25 protein-coding genes and 2 pseudogenes are annotated in these 26,207 nt (G+C 61.9%); 15 read left to right on the forward strand and 12 right to left on the reverse strand.

From position 1 onward, the window contains the following. Positions 1–9 precede the first annotated feature (9 nt). The 4 genes from RVM26_RS09730 (at position 10) to RVM26_RS09745 (ending at position 4,323) form a co-directional block, all read left to right on the forward strand. Complete coding sequence (locus tag RVM26_RS09730; protein WP_498938386.1) at positions 10–1,188, forward strand: JmjC domain-containing protein; 1,179 nt, start codon at positions 10–12, stop codon at positions 1,186–1,188. A gap of 3 nt (positions 1,189–1,191) precedes the next feature. Next, positions 1,192–1,617 (forward strand): GNAT family N-acetyltransferase, encoded by a 426-nt coding sequence (locus RVM26_RS09735; RefSeq protein ID WP_287807218.1) that lies wholly within the window; start codon positions 1,192–1,194, stop codon positions 1,615–1,617. A 380-nt stretch (positions 1,618–1,997) separates the two neighbouring features. Further along, a complete protein-coding gene (locus tag RVM26_RS09740) occupies positions 1,998–3,596 on the forward strand; it encodes an isocitrate lyase (RefSeq protein WP_498938388.1) in 1,599 nt (532 codons plus the stop codon). 259 nt (positions 3,597–3,855) lie between these two features. Further along, positions 3,856–4,323 carry an outer membrane lipoprotein gene (locus tag RVM26_RS09745; RefSeq protein ID WP_039176269.1) on the forward strand — a complete coding sequence of 156 codons (468 nt, stop codon included), beginning with the start codon at positions 3,856–3,858 and terminating at the stop codon, positions 4,321–4,323. 171 nt (positions 4,324–4,494) lie between these two features. Here the strand turns inward: RVM26_RS09745 and RVM26_RS09750 are convergent, their stop codons facing one another. After that, the gene (locus RVM26_RS09750; RefSeq protein WP_287807223.1) at positions 4,495–4,776 is read right to left on the reverse strand and encodes a hypothetical protein; all 282 of its coding nucleotides are present in this window, start codon (positions 4,774–4,776) and stop codon (positions 4,495–4,497) included. Between the two features lie 179 nt (positions 4,777–4,955). Between RVM26_RS09750 and RVM26_RS09755 the strand changes: the two genes are divergently transcribed. Further along, positions 4,956–5,438: an FKBP-type peptidyl-prolyl cis-trans isomerase gene (locus tag RVM26_RS09755; protein ID WP_081195595.1), complete on the forward strand. Its 483-nt coding sequence runs from the start codon at positions 4,956–4,958 to the stop codon at positions 5,436–5,438. 63 nt (positions 5,439–5,501) lie between these two features. Here the strand turns inward: RVM26_RS09755 and nikR are convergent, their stop codons facing one another. Next, on the reverse strand, positions 5,502–5,903 hold the full coding sequence (gene nikR / locus RVM26_RS09760) for a nickel-responsive transcriptional regulator NikR (protein WP_016914504.1): 402 nt from the start codon (positions 5,901–5,903) through the stop codon (positions 5,502–5,504). Between the two features lie 106 nt (positions 5,904–6,009). On the opposite strand from nikR, the gene RVM26_RS09765 reads away from it, so the two are divergent. From RVM26_RS09765 to RVM26_RS09785, 5 genes are read left to right on the forward strand one after another with little or no spacing between them, the layout of a single operon-like run. Further along, positions 6,010–7,587: an ABC transporter substrate-binding protein gene (locus RVM26_RS09765; RefSeq protein WP_498938391.1), complete on the forward strand. Its 1,578-nt coding sequence runs from the start codon at positions 6,010–6,012 to the stop codon at positions 7,585–7,587. Next, complete coding sequence (locus tag RVM26_RS09770) at positions 7,566–8,561, forward strand: ABC transporter permease (protein WP_096922587.1); 996 nt, start codon at positions 7,566–7,568, stop codon at positions 8,559–8,561. The genes RVM26_RS09765 and RVM26_RS09770 overlap by 22 nt, the downstream gene beginning before the upstream one ends. After that, positions 8,558–9,355, forward strand: coding sequence for an ABC transporter permease (locus RVM26_RS09775; RefSeq protein WP_498938394.1), 798 nt, complete (start codon positions 8,558–8,560; stop codon positions 9,353–9,355). The genes RVM26_RS09770 and RVM26_RS09775 overlap by 4 nt, the downstream gene beginning before the upstream one ends. Before the next feature lie 33 nt (positions 9,356–9,388). Beyond that, entirely contained in the window at positions 9,389–10,210 is an 822-nt protein-coding gene (locus tag RVM26_RS09780; RefSeq protein WP_287807229.1) for an ATP-binding cassette domain-containing protein, read from the forward strand. Beyond that, entirely contained in the window at positions 10,203–10,817 is a 615-nt protein-coding gene (locus RVM26_RS09785) for an ABC transporter ATP-binding protein (RefSeq protein ID WP_287807231.1), read from the forward strand. Before RVM26_RS09780 ends, RVM26_RS09785 begins: the two co-directional genes overlap by 8 nt. Here the strand turns inward: RVM26_RS09785 and RVM26_RS09790 are convergent. The 4 genes from RVM26_RS09790 to RVM26_RS09805 form a co-directional block, all read right to left on the reverse strand. Then, positions 10,814–12,004, reverse strand: a complete 1,191-nt coding sequence (locus RVM26_RS09790) for an MFS transporter (protein ID WP_287807232.1) — start codon at positions 12,002–12,004, stop codon at positions 10,814–10,816. The genes RVM26_RS09785 and RVM26_RS09790 overlap by 4 nt on opposite strands. Positions 12,005–12,045: 41 nt before the next feature. Further along, complete coding sequence (locus RVM26_RS09795; protein WP_498941726.1) at positions 12,046–12,681, reverse strand: C40 family peptidase; 636 nt, start codon at positions 12,679–12,681, stop codon at positions 12,046–12,048. A gap of 105 nt (positions 12,682–12,786) precedes the next feature. Further along, positions 12,787–15,252 (reverse strand): DUF1266 domain-containing protein, encoded by a 2,466-nt coding sequence (locus tag RVM26_RS09800; protein WP_287807233.1) that lies wholly within the window; start codon positions 15,250–15,252, stop codon positions 12,787–12,789. 181 nt (positions 15,253–15,433) lie between these two features. Then, positions 15,434–15,676, reverse strand: coding sequence for a GlsB/YeaQ/YmgE family stress response membrane protein (locus RVM26_RS09805; protein WP_044627819.1), 243 nt, complete (start codon positions 15,674–15,676; stop codon positions 15,434–15,436). A 129-nt stretch (positions 15,677–15,805) separates the two neighbouring features. Here RVM26_RS09805 and RVM26_RS09810 point away from each other — a divergent pair, with 129 nt between their 5' ends. From RVM26_RS09810 to RVM26_RS09825, 4 genes are read left to right on the forward strand one after another with little or no spacing between them, the layout of a single operon-like run. Further along, complete coding sequence (locus RVM26_RS09810) at positions 15,806–16,675, forward strand: D-hexose-6-phosphate mutarotase (protein WP_287807235.1); 870 nt, start codon at positions 15,806–15,808, stop codon at positions 16,673–16,675. A gap of 60 nt (positions 16,676–16,735) precedes the next feature. Next, positions 16,736–16,927, forward strand: coding sequence for a hypothetical protein (locus tag RVM26_RS09815; RefSeq protein WP_058576924.1), 192 nt, complete (start codon positions 16,736–16,738; stop codon positions 16,925–16,927). Positions 16,928–16,976: 49 nt separating this feature from the next. Then, positions 16,977–18,365, forward strand: coding sequence for a YcjX family GTP-binding protein (locus RVM26_RS09820; protein ID WP_287807237.1), 1,389 nt, complete (start codon positions 16,977–16,979; stop codon positions 18,363–18,365). Beyond that, complete coding sequence (locus RVM26_RS09825) at positions 18,362–19,402, forward strand: YcjF family protein (protein WP_287807238.1); 1,041 nt, start codon at positions 18,362–18,364, stop codon at positions 19,400–19,402. Before RVM26_RS09820 ends, RVM26_RS09825 begins: the two co-directional genes overlap by 4 nt. A gap of 27 nt (positions 19,403–19,429) precedes the next feature. Here RVM26_RS09825 and RVM26_RS09830 read toward each other — a convergent pair whose 3' ends face one another. From RVM26_RS09830 to RVM26_RS09855, 6 genes and pseudogenes are all read right to left on the reverse strand, one after another. Then, positions 19,430–20,551, reverse strand: coding sequence for an ABC transporter ATP-binding protein (locus tag RVM26_RS09830; RefSeq protein ID WP_287807240.1), 1,122 nt, complete (start codon positions 20,549–20,551; stop codon positions 19,430–19,432). A 19-nt stretch (positions 20,552–20,570) separates the two neighbouring features. Continuing rightward, positions 20,571–21,449, reverse strand: a complete 879-nt coding sequence (locus RVM26_RS09835; RefSeq protein ID WP_039176323.1) for a carbohydrate ABC transporter permease — start codon at positions 21,447–21,449, stop codon at positions 20,571–20,573. Further along, positions 21,442–21,789, reverse strand: a pseudogene (locus tag RVM26_RS09840) (carbohydrate ABC transporter permease); the annotation flags it as partial. The gene RVM26_RS09835 and the pseudogene RVM26_RS09840, both read right to left, overlap by 8 nt. Then, positions 21,768–22,349 (reverse strand): annotated as a pseudogene (locus RVM26_RS09845) (ATP-binding protein); the annotation flags it as partial. The pseudogenes RVM26_RS09845 and RVM26_RS09840, both read right to left, overlap by 22 nt. Before the next feature lie 53 nt (positions 22,350–22,402). Beyond that, on the reverse strand, positions 22,403–23,119 hold the full coding sequence (locus tag RVM26_RS09850; protein ID WP_287807242.1) for a response regulator: 717 nt from the start codon (positions 23,117–23,119) through the stop codon (positions 22,403–22,405). Between the two features lie 95 nt (positions 23,120–23,214). Continuing rightward, a complete protein-coding gene (locus RVM26_RS09855; protein ID WP_287807244.1) occupies positions 23,215–24,018 on the reverse strand; it encodes a Cof-type HAD-IIB family hydrolase in 804 nt (267 codons plus the stop codon). A 171-nt stretch (positions 24,019–24,189) separates the two neighbouring features. Here RVM26_RS09855 and RVM26_RS09860 point away from each other — a divergent pair, with 171 nt between their 5' ends. After that, positions 24,190–26,130: an exoribonuclease II gene (locus RVM26_RS09860; RefSeq protein ID WP_137093241.1), complete on the forward strand. Its 1,941-nt coding sequence runs from the start codon at positions 24,190–24,192 to the stop codon at positions 26,128–26,130. Positions 26,131–26,207 lie beyond the last annotated feature (77 nt).

Consider the following 26,207-nt stretch of genomic DNA (forward strand, 5'->3'; position numbering starts at 1 on the left):
GATAACGCCATGAGTCATCACGATAAGCCACTCACCCTGCTGGGTGATTTAACGCCAGCAGACTTCCTGGCCAACTACTGGCAGCAGAAGCCACTGCTGATTCGTGGCGCTATCCCGGACTTCGTCAGCCCCATCGACCCCGATGAGCTGGCAGGCCTGGCCTGCGAGCCGGGCGTGGAAGCACGACTGGTGGAAGAGAACGGCCCTGACGGCCCCTGGCAGGTATCCCACGGCCCCTTCGATGACGCTACCTTCGAGCGCCTCCCCGAAGGCCACTGGAGCCTGCTGGTGCAAGCCGTCGACCACTACGTGCCCTCCATTGCTGCGCTGATGGACGAGTTCGACTTCCTGCCCCGCTGGCGCCTGGACGATATCATGGTGAGCTACGCGCCCCCCGGCGGCAGCGTCGGCCCGCACATCGACCAGTACGATGTGTTCCTGCTGCAGGCCCGCGGCCATCGCCGCTGGCAGCTGGGCGGCAAGCAGCCGGACAATGCGCCGATCGTACAGGGTATCGACCTGCGTATTCTGGAAACCTTCGAGATCGAACCCGACTCCGACTGGACCCTGGCTCCGGGCGACATGCTCTACCTGCCGCCGGGCTGGGCGCATCACGGTGTCAGCCAGACCGACGACTGCATGACCATTTCAGTGGGTTTTCGCGCTCCCTCGGCCGACGAAGCCATCACCTCCTACGCCGACTACGTGGGCGAGCAGATGTCGGAATCCCAGCGTTACAGCGACGCGGGCATGGCGCCGGCCCAGCATCAAGGCGAGCTGGATGACGCTGCCATCGAGCGTATGCGTCAGTTCATCCTCTCGACGCTGGACAAACCGGAGCAGATGGCCCAGTGGTTTGGCCGCGTCATGACTCAGCCCAAGTACGTCGACCAGCTGCTGCCGCTGGACGAGCCGCTGGACGAGGCAGCGCTTGTTGCTCAGCTACAACAGGGCGAGCCGCTGTTCCATATGCCGGGCTCGCGCTTTGCCTGGCGCAGCGATGCCTCCGGCACCACGCTGTTCGTGGATGGCGACGGACACGCCTGCTCGGAAGCGCTGGCCAAGCGGGTCGCCGACCCGGAGCCCATGTACGACGAGGTGCTGGAACTGGACGGTGCGGCAGCGCTGCTCACGCAGCTGATCAATAGCGGCAGCCTGGGCTTCATGGGTGAAGACGACGAGGAGTAAGTCGTGAACACAACCACCACCGTGCAACAAGGCGACTGGCATGAGTTGGGCGACGCGGCGTCGCTGATTCGCCGCGTGGTCTTCATCGATGAGCAGCAGGTTCCTCAGGAAGAGGAGTGGGATGGCCGGGATGGCGAATGCCTGCACTTCCTGGCCACGCTGAATGACGAGCCGGTCGGTACGGCGCGCCTGCTGCCCGATGGCCATATTGGTCGCGTAGCGGTGTTGAGCAGTGCACGAGGCACGGGCATTGGCTATCGACTCATGGAGGCTGCCATCGCCGCTGCCCGCGAGGCAGGCCATCGCCACGCGGCCCTCAGCGCCCAGCTACACGCCCTCGCCTTCTATGAGCGTTTAGGCTTCGTAGCCCATGGCGAGGTCTTCATGGATGCCGGCATCCCCCACCGCGAGATGACTCTGGTGCTGTAACCCGCCACCAGGCCATCGAACACGCGTTATAGCGCCGCTGAGACAGCGGCGCTTTTTTTGCGTCCAACAGGCGAAAAACAACTACACAAACAGGGCGTTCGACGTAGTCGATGTCGTCGGACTACAACGCCCCCTGCCCCGAAGTGACAATTGTTGAATGCAGCTGCCTGACCGATAGTTATTGCACTGCAGCGACGTTGGTTCTCAGCTCTTACGCCATGTCGCTGTGTGACGCCAAGCGCCGAGGCACGACGTTTTACTAAGAGACGATTGGCCTAGAGACAGCGCCGAAAAATTGCACAATGCTGAACGCTACCTCGCAGGTGCAGCATAACAACAAGCTAGCCTGCGAACGACGATAACCCTGGAGGAATCAGCTCATGTCAGGACTGCTCGACGATATCAAAGCCATGGCCCAACTGCGCGAAGCCCAAGGCGGCAAGTGGTCAGCGATCAAACCTGAATACGCCGCTCGTATGCGTGCCCAGAACCGCTTCCATACCGGCCTGGACATTGCTCGTTACACCGCCAAGATCATGCGTGACGACATGGCCGCCTACGATGCCGACACCTCCCAGTACACCCAATCGCTGGGTTGCTGGCACGGCTTCATCGGCCAGCAGAAGCTGATTTCCATCAAGAAGCATTTTGGCACCACCAAGCGTCGCTACCTGTACCTTTCAGGCTGGATGGTGGCAGCCCTGCGCTCCGAGTTTGGCCCACTGCCCGACCAGTCCATGCACGAGAAAACCTCGGTGGCCAACCTGATCGAGGAACTCTACACCTTCCTCAAGCAGGCCGATGCCTGGGAGCTCAACCACCTGTTCCGTGCGCTGGACGACGCCAAGGCCGCAGGCGACAACGCCAAAGAAAAAGAGCTGATCAGCAAGATCGACAACTACGAAACCCATATCGTGCCGATCATTGCCGACATCGATGCCGGGTTTGGTAACGCCGAAGCCACGTACCTGCTGGCCAAGAAATTCATCCAGGCGGGCGCCTGCTGCATTCAGCTCGAAAACCAGGTATCCGACGAGAAGCAGTGCGGTCACCAGGATGGCAAGGTCACCGTGCCCCATGAGGACTTCCTGGCCAAGATCAACGCCGTGCGCTACGCCTTTCTGGAGCTGGGCGTCGAAGATGGCGTCATCGTGGCTCGTACCGACTCGCTGGGCGCTGGTTTGACCCAGAAGATCGCCGTCACCAATGAGCCTGGCGACCTGGGCGACCAGTACAACAGTTTCCTGGATGGCGATGTCATTGAGAACGCCTCGGACATCAACAACGGCGATGTGGTCATCAAGCAGAACGGCAAGCTGGTCAAGCCCAAGCGTTTGGCTTCTGGCCTCTACCAGTTCAAGCCAGGCACCGGCGAAGACCGCGTGATCCTGGACTGCATCACCAGCCTGCAAAACGGTGCCGACCTGCTGTGGATCGAAACCGAGAAGCCACATGTCGGCCAGATCGCCAGCATGGTAAACCGCATCCGCGAGGTCGTGCCGGACGCCAAGCTGGTATACAACAACTCGCCCTCCTTCAACTGGACGCTGAACTTCCGCCAGCAGGTCTTCGATGCCTGGGAGAAAGAGGGCAAGGACGTATCGGCCTACCAGCGCGACAAGCTGATGAGCGTCGAATACGACAACACCGAGCTGGGGCAGCTGGCCGATGAGTGGACGCGCAACTTCCAGCGTGACGGGGCGCGCGAAGCGGGTATTTTCCACCACCTGATCACCCTGCCCACCTACCACACGGCGGCGCTGTCTACCGACAACCTGGCCAAGGGCTACTTCGGTGAAGAAGGCATGCTGGCCTACGTGGCAGGCGTTCAGCGTCAGGAAATTCGCCAGGGGATCGCCACGGTCAAGCACCAGGACATGGCAGGCTCCAACATCGGCGACGATCACAAGGAGTTCTTCCATGGTGAGGCTGCGCTGAAAGCCGGCGGCAAGGACAACACCATGAACCAGTTTGGCTAAACACACAGCCACTGCAACGCACCACGGGGAGCCACGGCTCCCCGTGGTGTTTTTTGCAGCGTACTTCATGGCCTGTCGATTTTTTGCACACTACTTTCTTAATGCCTGTCTACACTCTACTTTGTGACCTTTTTTCCAAACGGCTGGTCAAAAGCGTACGCTTTGGTTATCTTTTAGCGAACGCCGTTCTATAATGATACGCACGCATTGATCTGCGGACGTTCACAGCCATATGGGCTGATTCTTACTGGAGGTTTGAATGAAACGTTTACTACCCGTTGCAGCGTTGAGCATCCTGACACTGGCTGGCTGTGCCAACACATCCACCTACTCGGGCGATGTGTACCGCGGCAACCAGGCGCAGACGGGCCAGAGCGTCAGCTATGGCACCATCGTGGCCGTTCGTCCGGTACAGATTCAAGCCGATAGCCGCACCGGCAACCTGCTGGGCGGTGGCGGTGGCGCCGTGATTGGCGGCATTCTGGGCAACCAGGTGGGCGGTGGCACAGGTCGCCAACTGGCCACCGTGGCAGGCGCGCTGGGCGGTGCCGTAGCAGGCACGGCGGCAGAAGACCGCGTCAACCGCGTCAATGCACTGGAAATGGAAGTACGTCGTGACGACGGTACCGATGTGGTTGTCGTTCAACGTGCCGACCGTCAGTTCCAGGCTGGCCAGCGTGTGCGCCTGATTGGCAGCGGCGCCAATCTGAGCGTTGCCCCCTACTGATCGCCCCTCGCACCCGCGCTGGTCATGGCTGACCAGCGCCTGCAAAAGTGCAGACATGAAAAAGCCCGTCCACCAGAGTGAACGGGCTTTTTCATGTCTGCTTCAAGCCATTTCAGGCCATTCGTGATCAACGGGTGGCGGGGTACAGCACATGCCACCCAATGGGCAGGGTTAGTGAGTCACCTTGTTGCTGGCCCAGTTGGCCAGCTTGAACACGATGAATCCGATCAACGCCAGCAGCAGAACCACCAGCAGAATATCGACCGGACGCACCAGCGTGGTGGCCCCCAGGATAGCAATGGCCGCTACCCACAAGTGGCGGTTCTCGCCATGGGTCTTCAAGACACCGGGCAACAGCTTGTCCAGCCCTTGGCTAAAGCCATTGTCCCAACGCTTGTTGGCAAAGTAGGCGATCAGCACGAAGGCTACCACCCAAATCAGGAAAACAGTCATATCAAGCTCCGATCACACTTCGTTAGCTTATGGAAAAAGGGTATAAGGTAGGGTATCGCTGGTCACTGCCGGGCGCAATAGTGCCAAAGGCGTGGGGGTTAAAAACCCGGCTTACCCCCTGACAAGCCAGCCCACACGCGTTACCATGTTGGGACATGCACTCACCGAAAGGTTATTCAATGCAAATTGCGCAAAACTCGGTTGTCGCGTTTCACTACACTCTGACCAACGATGCAGGTGAAGTGCTGGACAGTTCCGAAGGCCGTGAGCCGCTTACCTACCTCCACGGTGCCGGTAACATCATCCCGGGCCTGGAAAAAGAGCTGGAAGGCCGCGCCGCAGGCGACAAACTGAACGTCAAGGTAGCCCCTGCCGAGGGTTACGGTGAAGTTCAGGAGCAGCTGATGCAGGAAGTTCCTCGCGATGCCTTCCAGGGCGTCGAGAGCATCGAGCCGGGCATGCAGTTCCAGGCCCAGACCCAAGGTGGTCCGCTGATGGTCACCGTCACGAAAGTGGAAGGTGACACCGTCGTCGTGGATGGCAACCATCCGCTGGCAGGTCAGCACCTGAACTTCGACGTTGAGATTGCTACCGTTCGTGAAGCAAGCGAAGAAGAAGTTCAGCACGGACACGTGCACGGCGAAGGCGGCGTTCATCACTGAGCGTAAGCCATCGTCATCCAGGCGGCCTGCGGGCCGCCTTTTTTGTGGCCGTTCCCCTGCCCCTTATTCGCCAGGAATCAGTACCAGCTGCCCATGGCGTACGCTGCGTGACGAGGTCACTTCGTCGGCAAACTGCTTCAGGGCACTCCCCTGCCCTTTGAGCAGCGCCACTTCCAGGCAGCTGTCATGATTGATATGCACATGCAGCGTCGACAGCGTGAGGTCGTGGTGGTCGTGGGAGTGCCGGGTCAGCCGTTTGGAAAGCTCTCGTGCCGCATGGTCGTAGACATACACCAAAGCCCCCATGCACGGGGCATCCGGGGCGACCTCTTCCTTGGCCTGAGTCAGCCCGCTGCGGGTCAGGTCTCGAATGGCCTCGGAACGGTTCTGATAGCCGCGCTGCTGCATCAAGGCATCCACCTCGCGCAGCAGCTCTTCATCCAGCGTCACGGTAATACGTTGCATACGTTCTCCTTTGCTCACCCGAGCGTAGAATGGACCTGTCGACTACCCGCCGCACGAGTATGATGTTATTGTAAAAACATCATACTCATTCATCACAGGGTGCTCCATGCGTCGTTCGATACTACTGACCATTGCCAGCACATGTCTGGCGCTCGGCGCTCCCGCGCTGGCCAAAGAGCAGTTGGTGCTTGCCATCGGCGGCGAGCCAGACCAGGGCTTCGACCCGCTGCTGGGCTGGGGGCAATACGGTAGCCCGCTGTTTCAGTCCACGCTGCTCACCCGTGGCCAGGATTTTACCCCTCAAGCGGGGTTGGCCACCGAATGGTCCCTGTCGGACGACCAGTTGACCTGGACACTGCATCTGCGCGAGGACGTGCGGTTTGCCGATGACACGCCGCTCACCGCCCGGGATGTGGCATATACCTTCAATGCCGCCGCCAAGGCGGGGGGCCGAGCCGACCTCAGCGCGCTGGCACATGCCGACGCCGTGAATGACCACACCGTCACGCTTACCCTGAAATCCCCTCGCATCACCTTCATCGACCAGCTGATGACCCTGGGCATTGTACCTGATGCCGAGCGGGAAAATGGCCATCATGCGGGTTACGGCCGCCAGCCGCTGGGTTCTGGCCCCTACCGCATGGTGGAGTGGCAGGAAGGTGAGCAGCTGATCGTCGAGCGTAACCCCTATTTTTACGGCCCTGCTCCGGCCTTCGAGCGCCTGGTATTTCTGTTTACCGATGAGGCAGGCACGCTAAGCGCTGCCCAGGCAGGTCAACTCGACCTGGCCGTCATTCCCCAGGCGCTGGCCAGCACCATGCCGGGCCAGATGCAGCGGGTCCTGATGGAGAGCGTCGATAATCGCGGGATTCTGTTCCCCATGCAGCCCGATAGCGGGGAGCGCGCCGCCAACGGTGCCCCGATTGGCAACGACGTCACGCCCGACCTGGCCATTCGCCAGGCCATCAACCTGGCGCTATCCCGCGACACGCTGGTGGACGTGGCCCTGAACGGCTTTGGCCGCCCAGCGTATGGCCCTGCCGATGGCCTGCCCTGGGGGCACCCCGAGGAAACCATCGATTTCGACCTGGAGCAGGCCAATGCCCTGCTGGAGGAAGCAGGCTGGCTGCGCGCAGACGATGGCCTGCGCTACAAGGAAGGGCAGCCTGCTCGCTTCCGGCTCACCTATCCTGCCAGTGATACGACTCGCCAGCAGCTCGCGCAAATCAGCGCAGAGATGGTGCGCCCGCTGGGCATCGAGATGCAGCCCACCGGCCGCCATTGGGATGAAATACAGCGAGAAGCCCTGCACCAGGATGCCATCGTGTTTGGCTTTGGCAGCCATAGCCCGCAAGAGATCTACTATCTCTTCCACAGTGAACACGCCGGGTTTGGCTTCTACAACAGCGGCTTTTACACCAATGATCGCGTCGACCAGCACCTGGAGGCCGCCCAGGCCGCCGCCAGCGCCGAAGAAGCCAACCCACACTGGCAAGCAGCCCAATGGGATGGCAGCACCGGTTATGGCCTGCAGGGCGACGCCAGCTGGGCCTGGATGGTCAACCTGACCCATGTCTATGCCGCTGACCCGTGCCTGGACGTTGGCGAGCTGGGCGTGGCCCCCCATGGACACGGCTGGCCGATTACCGCCAACCTGCTCGAGTGGCGCTGGACGTGCCACTAGCCCGCTGGCTGCTATTGAGAAGCCTGCGGCTGGGGCTGGTCATGCTGTGCGTGGCCGGTCTCGCCTTCGGCCTGATGATGCTCTCGCCCATCGACCCCATCGACGCCTACCTGGGCCCGCAGATGGCCCAGGTAAGCCCCGAGCAGCGCGCCCTGATCGCCGCGCAGTGGGGCTTCGATGAACCGGCAGCCGTGCAGTTCGGCCAGTGGCTGCGTCAACTGGCCAGCGGCGAGCTGGGCTGGAGCCATGTGTACCAACAGCCGGTAGGTGACGTCATCAGCCTGCGCTTTCAGCGCTCGTTCTGGCTGCTGTTCAGTGCCTGGCTGCTGTCACTGGTGCTGGGCGTGGCATTGGGTATCGTGGCAGGCAGCCGGGAAGGCTCGCTGCTCGACCGCTTGATCAGCGGTTACGCCTTCGTGACCGCCTCGACACCCACTTTCTGGCTGGCCATTCTGGCACTGCTGCTGTTTTCGGTGACCCTGGGCTGGACCCCCACCTGCTGCGCAGGCCCCACGGGGGTGGTCAGCCGCGATGTCACGTTCGCCACCCGCCTCCACCACCTGGTGCTGCCGGTGACGACCCTGGCGCTATTGAGCATGGCCACCATCACCCTGCACACCCGCGCCAGAATGGTGGCCTTCATGCGCTCCGACACGGCGCTACACGCCTTTGCCCAGGGCGCTAGCCGCACCGATATCGCCTGGCGGCACGGGCTGCGCCACGCCAGCCTCCCGGCCATCACCCTGGCCTTTGCCTCGCTGGGCGAGCTGTTTGGCGGCTCCATTCTGGTGGAGCAGGTCTTCGCCTACCCGGGGCTGGGCCAGGCCACCGTGGCGGCGGGGCTGCGCAGCGATGTTCCCCTGCTGCTGGCCATCGCCCTGTTCACCGCGCTGTTCGTGAGCATCGGCAACCTGACCGCCGATGCCCTGGCACGGGTCACCGACCCGCGCATCCGCCTGGCACACAGCCCATGAGCGCACAGCCACGCCTGGCCGCCGCCGTTTATCTGGTGCTCTTCAGTGCCCTGCTGATGCTGCTGTTGAGCAGCCGTTTGTGGCTGGGTGACAGCCCCCAGCAGATGCAGTTCGAGGCACGTTTACAGCCGCCCAGCCTGCTCCACTGGTTCGGCACCGATGCCTTGGGCCGGGAGCTATGGGCGCGAACCCTGGCGGGGCTGGCGCTGAGTTTTTGGGTCGGTTTGAGCGCGGCCCTGCTGGGCACGGCCATCGCCCTGCTGCTGGCCAGTCTGGCGGCGCTATCGAACACCCTGGATGCGCTGGTGTCACTGCTGATCGATACGCTGCTCAGCGTGCCCCACCTCATTTTACTGCTGCTCATTGCCTTTGCGCTGGGCGGGGGCACCCAGGCCGTGATCATCGCCGTGGCCATCACCCACTGGCCTAGCCTGGCGCGGGTGTTTCGCGCCGAGCTGTTCAGCCTGCGCGAGGCCGAGTACGTGGCGCTCTCGAAAGGCTTTGGCAAAGGGCCGGGGTACATCGTCGCCTGCCACTTCGTGCCCCATCTCTGGCCCCACTGCGTGGTGGGTGCGTTACTGCTGTTTCCCCACGCCATTCTGCACGAAGCGGCGCTGACCTTTCTCGGCGTCGGCCTGGACCCCAACCAGCCCGCCATCGGCGTGCTGCTGGCCGACGCTATGCGCTATCTCAGCGGCGGCTATTGGTGGCTGGGCGTGTTTCCGGGGCTAGGGCTGCTGCTGATGGTGCTGGCCATCCAGCGGCTGGCCACCCAACTGCGCCAGGCCCTGTAAGGCCAGCGTTTTCAACCATCAAGGGAGCCAAACATGCTGGAGATCACCGAATGGAGCCTGAGCCTGCCCCACTACCCCCGCTGGTGGAAGCGCGAGTGGTCGCCCGTGATCGAGTCGCTTTCCCTGGACATTCAGGCAGGGGAAATACACGCCCTGGTCGGCGCGTCCGGATCCGGCAAAAGCCTGCTGGCCCATGCCCTGCTGGGCCTGCTGCCGCCCGCAGCACAGCAGCACGGCACCCTGACCTTCCAGGGCGACCTCTTGACGCCCGAGCGCCAGCGCCAGCTGCGTGGCCGTGAACTGGCGCTGATTCCACAGACCCTGAACGCCCTGGACCCATTGACACGCAGCCAGCACCAGATACGCTGGGCTGCTCGCCGCGCAGGCCTTTCCCGCGTCAGCGCTCAAGCACGCAGCCACGACCTGCTGCAGCACTACCAGCTTGCCCATGCAGCGCGGCGCTACCCCCATGAGCTTTCCGGCGGCATGGCCAGGCGGGTGCTGGTGGCCATGGCCCAGGCCGGCCATGCCCGCGTGGTGATTGCCGACGAGCCCAGCGTCGGGCTGGACCCGGCCCAGCGAGACCGCGTGCTGGCTACCCTGCAGGCACTGGCCAAAGAGGGCAAAGCTGTCCTGCTGATCACCCATGACCTGCGCCATGCCTTGCCCATTGCCCACCGGGTGACCATCATGCGCCAGGGACGCGCCGTGGAAACGACCTCGGCCCGGGCCTTTCATGGCCAAGGGGAGCAGTTGCACAGCGCCTATGCCAAAGCACTGTGGCAAGCGCTGCCCGACAACGCCTTCAGCACCTTACCCATCCAGCCTCATGTTCAGGAGCCCAGCTTTGCTTGAAGCCCACCAGCTCACCTTCGGGTTTGGCCGCGAGCCACCGCTGTTTCAGGCGCTGTCGATGGCGCTGGCACGGGGCGAGTGGGTCGGTTTGAGCGGTGCTTCCGGGGCAGGCAAGTCGACGCTGGGCAGAGTGCTGGCAGGCCACTGGGCACCACGCCACGGCTTTTTGCACATGGACGGAGAGCCCTTGCCATCACGGGGCCTGCGCCCCGTGCAGTGGCTGCCTCAATCGCCGGAACGGGCGGTCAATCCGCGCTGGCGGGTGGCTCGATTACTGGAGGAAGCCTGGACACCGCCAGAGGCGCTGAGAGAGGCGTTCGGTATTCGGCCCGCGTGGCTGAAGCGTTTTCCGGGGGAGCTGTCCGGGGGCGAGCTGCAGCGGGTGTGCGTGCTACGCGCCCTGGCCCCGGGTGTGCGCTATCTGATCGCCGATGAGATTTCGACGATGCTGGATCCACTGACCCAACTCAGCCTGTGGCAAGCCGTGAAGACCCACGCCGAACGCCAGGCGCTGGGCGTGCTGGTCATCAGCCACGACATGGCGCTATTGAACCGGCTTTGTACCCGGCATCTGCACCTGGCCGACGGACAGCTAAGGAGCGACTAAGCGCTGGCCAGACGACGCTCGACGCGCCACATACCCAGCGCAATCATCAGGGTCACGGCCAGCAGTAGCCAGGACCCTACGGCCACCCCCTGCCACTGCGCCCAACGCCAGAACGGTTCCAGCCAGAAGCCCCCGATACTCGCTCCAAGGTAGTAAAACACCAGATACAGCGCCGACGCACTGCCCCTGGCGCCCTGGGCGTAGCGCCCCACCCAGCTGGAAGCCAGCGAGTGGGCCAGAAAGAAGCCAAACGCATTGATGGTCAATCCCACCAGAATCCCCACCAGCGACTCCGCCAGAGTAATGGCCGTACCCAGCATCAGGATGACGATGCCCATGCCAATACAGCTGGCGGGAGAGAAACGCCCGGCCAATTTACCGGAGACCGTCGAGCCTAGAGTACCGCCCAGGTAAGTGAGGAAGATCAGCCCCAACCCGCTGGCCGCCAAATGATAAGGCGCTTCTGCCAAGCGAAAAGTGATGTAGCTGTACTGATTGATGAAAATGAGAAAATTGATGCCGCCCAGACAGTAGGCTGCCAGCAATACGGGCGTACGCAGGTGGCCTGCCAGATCACTCAGCGCTTGGCGTAGTTCGAACCGCTTGGGCTGGAAGGCCCGGCTGTTGGGCAGCAGCCGCCAGAACAGCACGCAGCCGATGATCGTCATGGCGCCCACGGCCAGAAACGCAGCGCCTGGGCCACCCACAGCCGACGCTCCCCCGCCAACGATGCGGCCGCTGATGCCCCCCAGCGAATTGGCCCCGATATAGAGCCCCACGGCGCTCAGCAGGGCGGGCTTGTCGAACTCATCGCCCATCCAGGCAATGGCCACGGCGGGCAGTCCACCCAGCACGAAGCCCTGCAGCAAGCGCAGCAGCAGCAGACTTTCAAAGGTGGGCGCGAAAGCCAGCGCCAGGGACAGGCCACCCGCCAACAGCAGCGTGAAACGCATGATCGCTTCACGGCCAATGGCATCGGAAAGCGGCCCAAAGACCAGCAGGGCCAGTGCCAACGACAAGGTGGAAGCCGACATCAGCAGGCTGATGCCCAGGGTAGAAACGCCGTATGCCTCTTTCAACTCGGGCAGCAAGGGCTGCGGGGCATACAGGTTGATGAATACCAGAAAAGAGCCGAGGCAGAGTGCTGCCGTCGCGCGCCACCAGGCGCGCGTTTTCGCTTCAATCATTGATGGCCTTTCCAATGTTGACCGACGCGCACGGCCGACACTTACGGCGTATAACGACTGCTGAGCTGGGCCAGATTGGTCGGCTCTAAGGCACGACGCGACTGCCAGTAGTAGCGCTGCCAGTAGCTATTATCCAGGCTGGATATAATCACGCCTTTCGACGTGGAAGCATGGAGAAAATAGCCATTGCCGACGTAAATGCCTACGTGGTTGTAGCGTCCGGGTGGGCGGAAGAAGACCAGATCGCCCGCCTGCAGCTCTTGGCGGTCGATCGGGCGTCCCTCATGCACTTGATCATAGGTAGTACGGGGTAACTCAACGTCAAAGGTATCGCGGAAAACGTTTCTTACCAAGGCAGAGCAGTCGATCCCTCGATCCGTCGTCCCCCCAATCCGATAAGGCGTTCCTGCCCACCGCTGATGCTGCTCTAACAGCGCTTGGCGAACGACCGTTGGCGGGGGCGTCTGCAGGTTACGCAGGTGAGCACTGATAGGATCAACGGGCGACATTTGGGGTGTGACTCCCTCCATGCCGGGAAGCGACATCGAGAAATAATCCTCGGGGGCTTCCATGTCCTGGCGTGAGGCAGAGCCTGCACAGCCAGCTAACAAAGCAACGACGACACAAACACTTACAACACGGACAGCGGTCACAGCGGGGTGTGGCGACGCAACCATGCGATTAACCTCGTAACAAAATGGAAATTGAAAAAACCCAAGCATGAGAAAACTCATTTTTTACAACCCCTGGACTATAAGCTAGTTATCCTATGCTTGGCGAGTCTAATGTAAGATTCGTTGATCACCCGGCAACGTGTCGATATGCAACGGCGCAAAATGCCGCGGCTTGTTACCCGGAAAATCCAGACTTGCCCAGGGGCCGGCCAGCACTGGCGCGCCGCATAACCAAGCCACCAGAGCTTGACGAAAACCAGCCAAGAAGCTCTCTCGTTCCGGGGTGTCGCCCATGAAAAATGAAAACCCTGCGTACATGCCCGCCGCATACTCCTGCCAACCCGAGTAATGATCCGACGCCAACTGATAGGCGCGGTCGAGCACGTTCGCGAATGCTGACTTGTCGAGCCAACCTAGCTGACGTGCCGCAATGGCAAGATCCACGAGCTGGGCAATGTCCCAAGCGGCCATGTCCACGTCATTACAATCATCTTCATTGGTACTCACACGGCGCAGGCGCAACAAGTGGTGACGCTCCTCTTCACCGCAGTCGCCGGACTCCAATATGGCGATCTCAGCCGCCAACCGCTCCGGGTTCAGCGTGTAGGGCGCGTAGTTGATCTGGTACTCCTGCCGATCTCCCGCCTCCAACATGAAGGTCAAAAACTCCTGCATGTCGTCGGCGCTAGAGAGGTGATAGTGGCTCTCTACCCATTCGCGAATGTCGGCGCACTCACGCGGGCTTTCCAACTGTGGCTCGCTCCACACCGCACTGTTCAGCGGCCCCACCAGCGACATCGCCGTGAAGTGGGTCAATGTAGGTCTCTCACCAGGCTCGCACCACGCACCTGGCCGCCAATCTAGCCAGTGGAACAGGCTGCCAGGATCTTCCAGATGCCATGCAATTTCATTAATGAGCGAGTCGTGCTCTGGCTCCGGCAGGCAGCTCTCCCAGGCAAACCAGGCTTCTAGCAGGCGCTTGGGAGTCGCATAAAAACGGCATAGGCAGCTCCGTAGGGCGCTGGCGTGCTGCATGAGCGGTTCGCGCTCGAACAGACCACTGTCGAAAGCCATATGCAGGTAGAAGGCAAACTTCTCGGCCATGTGAATCGTCGCGGCGTGGCGGCTCACGCCTTTTACCGCGTTGCGCTGTTTGAGCTCATCGGGGGTCGGCTGACCAAAGCGCGTCTGCGACGGTGGCAATACGCCATGGGCGGCATCCGCAGCCAGCTGGTTGAGATGGTGCGCCTGGGCGGGTAGCCAATAGCGCGCCAGCACTTGATGGCCTTCATCCGCATGCAGGCCAAGTGAATCCTGTAGGTAGACGGCGGCATCAGCGCGGCGCTGCTCGGCAATCGGGGCCGAGGGATTGAGCTGACGCAGCATGACATCCGGCTCGCGTACGCCAGCCAGGGCGAGCAGCCAATGGTGCGGCGTGTTGCGCCACGCTTTGATACGCGTACGCGAGGCTTGGCGAGTCGGCTCGTCCAGTAACGCACCCAGCGAGTGCTTCCAGGGGCTATGGGCAGCGTGCATTAACAGCTTGTGGCGGGCGCTGGGTGTCATCCCCCGGCGATCAACGCCCTCGAACAGGCTTTGCCCGCGCATGTAGGCTTTCAGTACTGCGTGCCAGTCGTGGTAACGACGACCCACGAGGTCAGCCGCATGGGCCGCTAGGTCGTCCGCTTCCGCCTGGCTTAGCCAGCCGCAGCAAGCACCAGCCCAGGCGAGCTCTACTAACCGCAGCCAATCCCAGGCGGCCCACTCCAACGGCTCGCCCTGATTGACGAACGCAGTGAGCACGGGCGCGTAGGGAGCATCGTTCACCGCACCCCGCTGCCACTCTTGGCGCTGGGCGCGATCCATGGTCAGCAGCTCGCGGGCTTCAATATCCCAGCGCTGGCGCTCACCCTGGGCGCTTAGCCATAGCATCACTTCTAATAGTTGCTCGCGGTCATACACTTGCCAGATGTGCCCTAACCACTCGCTGGCATCGGGCCAGTCGGCGGCGCTAGCCGGGTAGCTCACCACTGGGCGAAACAGCGCGCCCAACCGCCAAGGCTGAGCTTCTGGCGCTTGCGGCCATAACGAAGCCGGTGCAGGGCGTTGCGCTAGCTCAGTATCCAGGGTTTGCCATGTGACACCTTCACCTTCACTCTCTAGATCTGCCAGTGCTTGGCAGGCGTCGATAAAACGGTCGTCTGCGCCAGTTTCCCAACCTTTGCCCCCCAGCGCACGACGTAGATCCGACAGCCACGCTCGCTGATCGCTGTAGTCAGAAGTGATGCGCCGTGTTAAGTGGTGTGCCCAGTTCGTCGCCTGAGCCTGGCTTAGCCAACCCGCCGCCCCGGCGAGTGCTGCCCACTCCAGCGCGCCCAACAGCTGATCGGCGCTGCCTGACGGTGCACCGAGTGCAAAAAACAGCTGGTCTGCTAACGCGCCACGATCTGTAATACCCAGTTCTAGCAGGCGTTGCTCCGCCGCGACCGCATCCACCGCCAGTGGGTGCGGTGTAAAAGCCCAATCACACAGCACCAGCTGTTGAGCCCACCAGGCATTTAGTGCGTCGAACAAAAGACACCTCGAAGAAACAGAAAGCGATCAATAAAAGCCATAACCAACCAGAGCAGACCAACGAGGCCGCCAAAAGCGGCATAGTGTAACGGAATCTGCTGCCAAGACCGATAGCAGCCGCACAAAACAGCGCTGCCCGGCACAAAGGCCGGGCAGCGATTACCGCAAAGAGTAGCGTGCGCTAAGCGCTTTTGACTTTACTAATGACCCATAGCAAGACCACCGCCCCCACGGTTGCCGTGACCAGCGAGCCGATAAAGCCACCCGCCTGTAAACCCAGCAAACTAAATAAGAAGCCCCCGACGAGCGCGCCAACCACACCCACGCCGATGTTGCCTAAAATACCAAAACCACCGCCACGCATGATGTTGCCAGCAATCCAGCCAGCTAAACCACCAATGATTAACCACGCAATAAAGCCCATACTACCTCCTTGGTTTCACTCAGCTTGGGGTTTTACCTTCAACCTATCCTTCCACCTATGCTTGTCCTACCATAGCACACGGCGCTACTGTTCTGCCCATTTGTTGCCTTTTCCCACAAGGATCCTCTTATGATTCCCGACTCCCTTAAACAGCTACTTAGCAGCGTTGATGGTCATCAACGCGCCACCTGGGAAGGCCGTGACGTCGCACTCTTCAACATGGCCTGGGGGGAAATGGTCATTAGCCTGCAAGGCGCACAGGTGCTGCACTTTCAGCCAACAGGCGACACTGGCTGGCTATGGGTAACGCCAACGCCGCAGGCGCTGCCGGGCGCGATTCGTGGCGGCATTCCGCTTTGCTGGCCCTGGTTTGCCGACGAGCGCTACGCTGACGAAAGCCCCGAGCGTAACGGCCCCTTCCATGGGCTTGCCCGCCACGCCATGTGGCGTCTGGACGCCGTTGACGACCACGCCGAAGGCATCGAGGTCCATCTCTCGCCGGAAGAGTGTCTGCATAGCCAGCTCACCGCCCGCGTGGTCATTCAAGCCAACGCCCAGCGGCTAAACGTTGAGATCATCAGCGAAAACATTGGCGATGCTCCGATCAAAACCAGCGGCGCACTGCATACCTACCTGGCCGTTAATGAGGTGCATCAATGCCGCTTAGAAGGCCTAGCAGGCGCGCGCTATTTGGATAAGCTGCGTGACTTTGCGGAATCTGAGCAACAGGGCACGCTGGCGATTCGTGGCCCGGTCGACCGTATTTATCACACCAATGAAGCGGTGCTGCTCAACGACGGCCAGCGCACGCTGCGCATCGGCAAGCAGTCCAGCGACTCCACGGTGGTCTGGCACCCGGATAGCGACCTGCCCAGCGACACACCCGCCGACGCCGCCAAACACTTTTTATGCGTTGAAGCCGCCAATACTCGCCTTGACCCCGTTTGGTTAGTACCAGGGGCACAGCACCTGCTAGGGACGACAATAAGCCGCGGTTAATGATCGGTTCATCAAGGCTTTGCTATGATCAAGCCATTGATACACCCCCAAGGAGCGACGATGGATCCACAACAATGGCTGGAAGCAGCCACGCTTGCCTTTAACCTGATCGGTATGGTGGTGTGTTTGGTTGGCTTAACGCTTGCACAAAAAATGCAGCGCCGCTGGCCCGGCTATAGCCTCGCGGTCGTCGGTTTTATCATTGCGACCCTGCCCATGCTCTCTCAACTTGTCTTGATGTGGCAGCGCTAACGTTCCACCACCTCGCCAAGATGCCCCACCCGATGAAGGAAGCGACAGGATGCGCCAGCCGTTAAGCCGCGAATTGAGCAATATGTTAGAGCGAAGCCGAGACCGGCAGCTGCGGCTGGCGGTGACAGGCCTTTCGCAAGCGGGTAAAACGGCGTTTTTAACCTCGCTGGTGAACCAACTACGCCATGCAGGCGTAGAAGCACAGTTAGACCTGCTACCGGTTGCCCGTGAAGGTCGACTGCTAGGCGCGCAGCGTTTAAATCAGCCGGACTTAGGCGTGCCACGCTTCCCTTATGACCCCGGCATGGCATCGCTGAGAGATACACCGCCGCGCTGGCCCGAGCCCACTCGTGGCATTAGCGAGCTGCGTTTACAGCTGCGCTACCGCCCCGTCCAACAGGGTTGGTTTACGCCGGATATCGCTCACCTGACGCTGGACCTGTTCGACTACCCTGGCGAATGGCTGCTGGATTTGCCGCTGCTGCAGCACGACTTCTACAGCTGGAGCCAGAGCCAAGCCCAGCACGAAGGCCCTCATCGCCGGGCACTGTTTAGCGAATGGCTGGCCGAGTCAGAGCAGCTAGACCCTACGGCAGAAGCCGATGAAGCACAGCTCGCCACGCTGGCCGATGCCTATGCACTAGGCCTGCGTCGTGCCAAGCAAGCGGGCTTTTCTGACCTGCAGCCGGGGCGTTTTTTGCTGCCCGGCGAGCTAGATGGCGCACCGGTGCTGCAGTTCTTCCCGCTGCCTGGATTAGATACTCCCAAAGAAACCCTCGACGCGCTGCCCGAGTCGAGCCTCTACGCCACCCTGGCGGCGCGTTTTCGCTACTACCAGCAGCAGGTGGTGCGCCCCTTCTACCGCGACCACTTTCGCCGCTTTGACCGCCAGATTGTATTGGTGGACGTGCTGGGCGCGCTTAACGCCGGGCCGGAGCGTTTCGAGGATCTTTCCCGCGCGCTGCAACAGCTGATGAAGAGCTTTGATTACGGCAAGCGCAGCCTGCTGACCCGCCTGTTCGCTCCTAAAATTGACCGCCTCGCCATTGCCGCCACCAAGGCGGACCACGTGACACCCGACCAACACACCCACGTGGTGCAGCTGTTAGAAGCGCTGCTGGCGGAGCCATTGAAAGACTTACGCTTTGCCGATATCCCGGTGAAAGCGCTGTCGCTGGCGGCCATCCGCGCCACCGAGGCTCGGGAAGTGCTCCACGACGGTCAGCGCAGCCCGGCCCTCAAAGGCACCACCCTGGAAGGCGAAGAGGTGCTGGTCTACCCAGGTGACGTGCCCAGCCGCTTGCCCAAGGCCGATTTCTGGCAGCAGCAGGGGTTCGATTTCCCGAGTTTCCGCCCGATGCCCGCCAACGGCGAGGCGCTGCCCCACATCCGTATGGACGCCGCGATCGACTGGCTGATTGGAGATAAACTGTCATGAGCAACCCTCAGCCCCGCCGTGACTTTCATAGCGAAGCGCACCCCGAGCCCGCCGCAGAGACTCTGCGTCAGCACGAGCGCTTTGCCGCCACGGACACCCACCAGCCGCTGGCCACCCAGGCCGAGCTGAAAGCCCTGCCGGAAGAAACCCTGGGCGCTCCCCGCAAGCGCCGCTGGGGGTTGATGTTTGCGCTGGCAGGCGGTGCCACGCTGGGCACCGTGGAACTGGTCACCGGTATCCCCGATGCGCTCGCGCAGTCCCAGTGGCTGACCATGGCCTGGCAGCTCTTCGGTATCAGCCTGATTGGCCTGGGCGGTGTCTCGCTGTTGAAGGAAATTGGCCGTCTGGGGCGGCTCAAGCGCCATGACCGGTTGCGGGCCAACCTGGCCGAACTACCCCAACGCTCCGGCAAACAGGCGTTGGCCATGGCCGAACAGCTTCGCCAGCAGCTGAAGCTCGGCAACGACGACCCTCACTGGCTGGCCTTTCAGCGCGCCTGCCAGCCCCACCATAGCGGGGAAGAGATCCATACGCTGCTGCGCTACCACCTGTTGGCCCCTCGAGACCGGGAAGCCCAGCGTTTGATTACCCGCATGTCGGGTGAAACCGCCATCATGGTGGCGGTCAGCCCGCTGACGCTGGTGGATATGGCCCTGGTGGCCTGGCGCAGCCTGGCCATGGTAGACAGGCTCAGCCGCCTATACGGGCTGGAACTCGGCTACGCCAGCCGACTGCGGCTGTTTCGCCATGTGTTGCACAACATGGCCTTTGCCGGAGCCAGCGAACTGGCCACCGATGCCAGCGTCAACATGCTCTCGCTGGATTTGGCAGGGCGCTTGTCGGCACGCGCAGGCCAGGGGCTGGCCACGGGGCTGCTGAGCGCCCGCCTGGGGCTGCGCGCCCAGCGCCTGTGTCGGCCGGTGGCTTTCAGCCCGGAAGAGCAGCCGCGGCTGGCCGACCTGCGTCAGGATCTCTGGCGACAGCTCAAACGGCTGGACAAGGAGCCCGCCCCTGCCGCCACGCGGCACAAGGAGTAAGCCTGTCACAGCACGTCAGGCAGCGGTTCAGGCCAGCCGCTGCTCGGTGTCGGCATCGAACAGTACCGCCCGGGACATATCCACCCGCAGTGCCAAACGCTCGCCGGGTGCGACCGGGCATTTGGGGCCGACCCGCACGGTGATCTCCTGCTCGCCCAACGGCAGGCGCAGCAGAATGTCTGCCCCGGTAGGTTCTACCACGCTCACCGTAGCCTCCAGCAGGGTGCCTTCCGCCTGCTCGGCGAGCCGCAGGTCCTCCTCGCTGAAATGCTCCGGGCGCAGGCCCAGAATGACCGATTTCTCCAGCCGCTCGACCAGCCCTGGCGAATGGCGAGAGGCAGGCCACGGCAGCAGCAGATCAGCCTCCCCCGGCGTGGCAATGCGCAGGGCGTAACCCTCCCCGGCCGCCACCAGCGTGGCACGGATGAAGTTCATCGACGGCGAGCCCATGAAGCCCGCCACGAACATGTCCACGGGGTTGTTATAGACCTCGTCGGGGCTACCCAACTGCAAGATATGCCCATCGCGCATCACCGCGATGCAGTCGGCCAGGGTCATGGCCTCTACCTGGTCGTGGGTGACGTACACGATGGTGGTGCCCAAGCGCTGGTGCAGCTTCTTGATCTCGGTCCGCATGTCTACCCGCAGCTTGGCGTCCAGGTTCGAGAGCGGCTCGTCGAACAGATAGACCTTGGGCTCTCGCGCCAGCGCGCGCCCCATGGCCACCCGCTGGCGTTGGCCACCGGACAGCTGGGCGGGCTTGCGATCCAGCAGGTGGGAAATCTGCAGCAGGTCGGCCACCCGCTCCACGGCGGCTTCCCGTTCGGCCTTGGGCACCTTGCGCATCTCCAGGCCAAAGCTGATGTTCTGGCGCACGGTCATGCTGGGGTAGAGGGCGTAGGATTGGAACACCATGGCAATATCGCGCTCGGCGGGGGTCCGCCAGGTCACGTCCTCGCCGTCGATATAGATATTGCCGCTGGTGACGGGTTCTAGCCCGGCAATGGCGTTCATCAGGGTGGATTTACCACACCCGGACGGCCCCACCAGAATCAAAAACTCGCCGGAGTCGATGGAGATGCTGACATCCTTCAGCACCCGTTCGCTGCCAAACGCTTTGCATACGTTGTGAATTTCTAACGCTGCCATGATCAAAATCCTATTGTTATTAGCCCTTTACGGAGCCTGCCGTGAGCCCACGCACGAAGTATTTGCCCGCCAGCACGTAGACCACCAGCGTCGGTAGCGCGGCAATCATGGCGGCGGCCATGTCGACGTTGTATTCACGTACCCCTGTGGAGGTATTGACCAGATTGTTCAAGGCCACGGTGACCGGCTGGGTGTTATGGGAAGAGAACGCCACACCGAACAGGAAGTCGTTCCAGATCTGAGTGAACTGCCAGATCACCGACACCACGATGATCGGCGCCGAGACCGGCAGCAGAATGCGCCAGAAAATACGAAAGAACCCGGCCCCGTCCAGCTTGGCCGCAGACACCAGCTCGTTGGGAATGCCCACGTAGAAGTTGCGGAAAAACAGCGTGGTAAAGGCGATACCGAATACCACATGCACTAGAATCAAGCCCGCCCGCGAGCTGGAAAGCCCCAGCCAGCCCAAGGTTTGCGCCATGGGCAGCAGCACCACCTGAAACGGAATGAAGCAGCCAAACAGCATCAGCGCGAAGACAAGTTCAGAGCCCTTGAAGCGCCATTTGGTCAACGCATAGCCGTTCAACGCGCCCACGGCGGTGGAGATCAGCACGGCGGGGATGACGATGGCAAAGGAGTTCCAGAAGTAGCCACCCACGCCCTCGCAGCGCATGCCGGTACACGCCTCGCCCCAGGCTTTGGCCCAGGGTTCGAGCGTCGGGTTTTGCGGCAGCGACAGCAAGGTGCCTGCGCTGATTTCGCTGAGTGGCTTGATGGAGGTCATCAGCATGACCACCAGCGGCAGAATGTAAAACAGGGCCGCCAACGCCAGCACGCCATAAAGCACCCCGCGCAGCAGCCGCGCGCCCAGCGTTTGGCGACGAATCACGTTAGCCATGTTTGCGGCTCCTCAATTCGGAGTAGAGGTACGGAATCAGGATGGCCAGCACGCCCCCCAGCATCAGCATGGCGCTGGCCGACCCCAGCCCGATCTGCGCCCGGTTGAACGCATGGGTATACATGAACGTGGCCGGCAGGTCCGTTGCATAGCCCGGGCCACCGCCGGTGAGCGCCACCACCAGGTCAAAACTCTTGATGGCGATATGCGCCAGAATCATCACCGCGCTGAACACCACCGGACGCAGGCAGGGCATCACCACCCGCCAGTAGATGCGCGGCAGGCTGGCCCCATCGAGCTGGGCGGCCTTGACGATGCTGTCGTCGATACCACCAGCCCCGCCAGCAGACGCTCTTCAGAGAGCCAGCGGTAACCGCTGAAAATGTCCGGTACGCCCAGCAGGGTCGCCACGTAGAGCCAGGTATCCGGGGCCAGCTCCAGTTGCACCACCAGAATGGGCGGCGACAGCGGCTCCATCAGCAGGCTGTGCTGGCCCCAGCGCGGCGGCAGGTCGTAGAGCAGCACTTCATTATTGAATACCCGCAGGGTCTCGGGGCGGGAGAACTCCACCACGACATCGTCGATCGACAGTTGCTGGGTGAGGATCGTGTGGACATTGTTCACCACCACCGCTTTTTCGGGGCCGCTGCCAATGTCCTCCACGGGGATGCGCCGCTGGTTGACGCTGACAAAAAAGCGCGTGCCTCCCATGTTGCGCAGCTGGTCGAGCACGATATGGCGATAGTCCACCGGCAGCGAACGAAAAAAGCGCATGGTGGACGCAATGCTGAAGGCCATGTTGCTGGATAGCTCATCGAGCTGCTCCAGCTGGCTAGCGCGCATTTGCGAGGTCCAGATCGCGTAGCTGGCCACCTGGGCGGCCAGTACCCCTGCAATCATGATGATCACGAAACGGCCGCGCAGGCTGGCAGGCAGCCAGCGTCGCCAGCGCTTCACAGGGCGGTGTCTACCTGAGCGGTCAACACGTAGCCCGCCCCGCGCACCGTACGAATCAGCTGCGAATGCTGGGCATCTTCACCCAGCCGCTGGCGTAGCCGACACACGTGCACGTCGATGGAACGGTCCAGAGGCGGGGCGTCTCGGCCCCGGGTCAAGGCGTACAGGTCGTCACGGGTAATGACTTGGGCGGGACGTTCCAGAAATACCTGAAGCAGCTGGAAATCGGCACCTGACAGAGCCGTACGCTCGCCCGCCTGGTCCACCAGCTCACGGGTCATCCGGTCCAGCTGCCACTCGCCAAAGCGCACCCAGCGAGCCTCCTGAAGGCCCAATGCCGTGCGGCTTCGACGCAGCACGGCCTTGATACGCGCCAGCAGCTCACGGGGGTTGAAGGGCTTGCCAAGATAGTCGTCGGCGCCTAGCTCCAGCCCCAGAATACGGTCGGTATCGTCCGCACTGGCGGTGAGCATGATGATCGGCAGGTCGCTGTGCTTGCGCAACTCGCGACAGATGGTAAAGCCATCATCCCCTGGCATCATGACATCGACGATCAGTAAATCCGGCGTCTGCTCCGCAAGCTGCTGATAGAGCGCCTGCGCTCCTTCGGCCGTGAACACCCGATAACCGTGGCGCCCCAGATAATCCGCCAGCAGCTCACGGATTTCCGGGTCATCATCGACCACCATCAAGGTCGCAGGCGTGGTTGTCATCGTGGAAAGCGCCCCTGGGTTGTTATCGTTTTAGGGGCTAGATGATGGTGGAGCGCTGTCGCTACCGCAAGCGGCTCTTGACTAAGGTGGCAGAGCTAACCCGACAGCCCGAAACGCTCAGCCAACCACTGGGCCACCGCCGCTTCCCCGTGATGGCCAATGCGCCGGGCATCGGGCACACGGTCGAACAGCGCCGGGTGGGCGTTGGCCATGACCTGCGCCTCCCCGGCCAGGGTCAGCATCTCGGTGTCGTTGAGGTTGTCGCCAAAGGCGAGGCAGTCGGCGGCGGTGAGGCCCAATGACTCCAGCAGCGCCGCCAGTGCAACGCCCTTGTTCACCCCGCCCGCCATGATCTCCAGTGAGTCCACCGTGGAGTAGGTGATGTGCAGCCCCTCACCGTGTGCCGCGTGGGCCTGGGCCTCCAGTTCGGCCAGCGCCTGGGGGTCACCCAGATAGAGCACCTTGCCCACCCCGTGGCGGTCCATCTGTTCGGGCGGCACCACGTCATAGGTGAACCCGGTGGAGGCATGCAGCGATAGCAGGTGCGGCGCTTCGGCATCGACATGCCAACCCTCATCGCGATACAGGCTCAGGCGCACCTGCGGGGGCCGGGGCAGATGAATCAAGGTGTGTGCATGTTCAGGTGCCAGGTGAGACGCGCTGATCAAGCGGTCATCCGGGGCGTGGGTGTAAGCACCGTTGGTGCTGATCAAATGGGCCGGAATGGCCAGTTCCTCACGAAATACCCGCATGTCGTGGTAGTGACGGCCCGAGGCCAGCGCCACATGGTGGCCCTGTTGCACCAGGGCGCGCAGTACGTCTACCGTGCTGTCGTGCAACCGGTGGTCGCTACCCAGCAGCGTACCGTCCAGGTCGGAAACAATCAGGCGTGGGGTCATACAGGCTCCTTGGGCGTGGCGCATGAAGTGAGCCTCAGCTTAACCGATTCATCCGCAAGCGGGTAAGTCATTGACCCGCCTGAGCGGGCGTGACTTACCCAAGGGCAACGATTGGCGCAGCCAGTGGGAATCCGTATAGTGGCAACCTACTCTCGCCAACTGATTGAACACATGCTTCAAAACAACTCCCTGCTTGCCCAGCTCAAGCAACAGATCCGTGAAACCACCCCGCGCGCTGAAGGGGTGATCAAAGCCACAGAAAAAGGCTTTGGTTTTCTTGAAACTGATAGCGGCGAATCCTATTTCGTGCCGCCCCCCGCCATGAAACAGGTGCTGCACGGCGACCGTGTGGAAGCCGTGATTCACGAGAACGGCGATAAAAAGTCGGTTGAGCCTGAAAAGCTTATTGAAGCCGGTTTAGACCGCTTCGTTGCTCGCGTGCAAAAGCGCGAAGGCCGCCTCGCGGTGGTGCCGGATCACCCCTCGATTCGCAACGTTCTAAAAGCACGCATCAAAAATAGCCTGGATGAAGACTCCATTGCCGACGGCGATTGGGTCGTGGCGCGTTTGGTGCGTCACCCGCTAAAAGAGAACGACCGCGGCTTCTTCTCCCAGATCGATGAGTTGGTGGCCAAAGCCGACGACCCCGCCGTGCCGTGGCGCGTGACGCTTGCTCGCCACGCGCTGGAGCAAGAGTGCCCGGATGCCGGCAGCGATTGGCCGCTACGCGACGAGGGACTGACGCGGGAAGACCTCACCGCACAGCCCTTCTTTACCATCGACGGCGAAAAGACGCGAGACATGGACGATGCCCTACATGTGGTGGCCCGTCCCGAAGGCGGCTGGCAGCTGAGCGTGGCGATTGCCGACCCCACCGCTTATGTGGAAGAGGGCCACGCTGCTGACCTGGAAGCCCGCGTCCGTGCATTTACCGTGTACCTGCCGGGCCAGAACGTGACCATGTTGCCCGAGCAGTTGGCGGATGATCTTTGCTCGCTGCGGGAAGGCCAAGAGCGCCCTGCCCTGGCCTGCACGCTGAACATTAACGCCGACGGCAGCCTGGGCGACTACCGCTTCTTCGCGGCCAACGTGAAGTCCCACGCTAAGCTAGTGTACGAGCGCGTCTCTGATTGGATTGAAGGTCAAGGCGACTGGGCACCGGCAGATAATATTGCCGAGCAGCTACACGCCCTGCGTGAGCTGACCGAAGCGCGTACCGCGTGGCGCAACGAGCACGCGCTGGTATTTAAAGATCGTCCTGATTACGTGTTTGATCTGGATGAAGCGGGCAACGTGCTGGGGATTCACACCGAAGACCGCCGCATTGCCAACCGTATGATCGAAGAGTCGATGATTGCTGCCAACGCCTGCTGCGCGGATTTCCTGGCTAGCCATATCGGCCACGGAATCTTCAACGTACACCGCGCTTTCGAGCCGGAAAAAGCTGAAGCGGCACAAGAGTTCCTGGCGACTCAAGACATCGAAGTGGCCCAGGAAGCACTTACCGAGCTTGCCCACTATAAGGAGCTGAAGCGTGCGCTTGAAAGCCGCGACGACGCTTGGCTGGATGCGCGCCTGCGCCGTTTCCAGGGCTTCACCAGCATGTCGGCTCAGCCTGGCCCGCACTTCGGCCTGGGGCTGCCCGCCTACGCCACCTGGACCTCGCCGATTCGTAAGTATGGCGATATGGTCAACCACCGCTTGATCAAGCGCGTGCTGAAGGGTGAGCAGGCTCCGGCAGAAGCCAGCCAGCAGCTCACCGAGCAGCTCACCGAGCGCCGCCGTCTGAACCGTATGGCCGAGCGCGACGTGAAAGATTGGCTTTACGTGCGCTACCTGACCCCGGCGGCGCAGAATCAGGACACCTTCGACGCCGAAATCATGGCGATCAACCGTGGCGGTATGCGGGTTCGCCTGATAGAAAACGGCGCGACGGCGTTCGTGCCTGCCCCCTTGATGCACAGTGACCGCGATAAAGTGGTCATCGATGACAAAGAGGGCCGCATTCAGATCGAAGGCGAAGAGCGCTTCAAGCTGGGCGATAGCCTGCGCGTATCACTCACGGAAGCCCGTGAAGAGACACGATCGCTGGTCGCCAAACCTGCTGACTAAACGCAGCCAACACGTGTTCGCGCCACGGCTTTGCCGTGGCGTTTTTATTTCTGCTCCAAGGTGACGTTGTCGCAGAA

This window comes from Halomonas sp. KM072 (assembly GCF_050710315.1).
Taxonomy (GTDB): Bacteria; Pseudomonadota; Gammaproteobacteria; order Pseudomonadales; family Halomonadaceae; genus Vreelandella; species Vreelandella hamiltonii.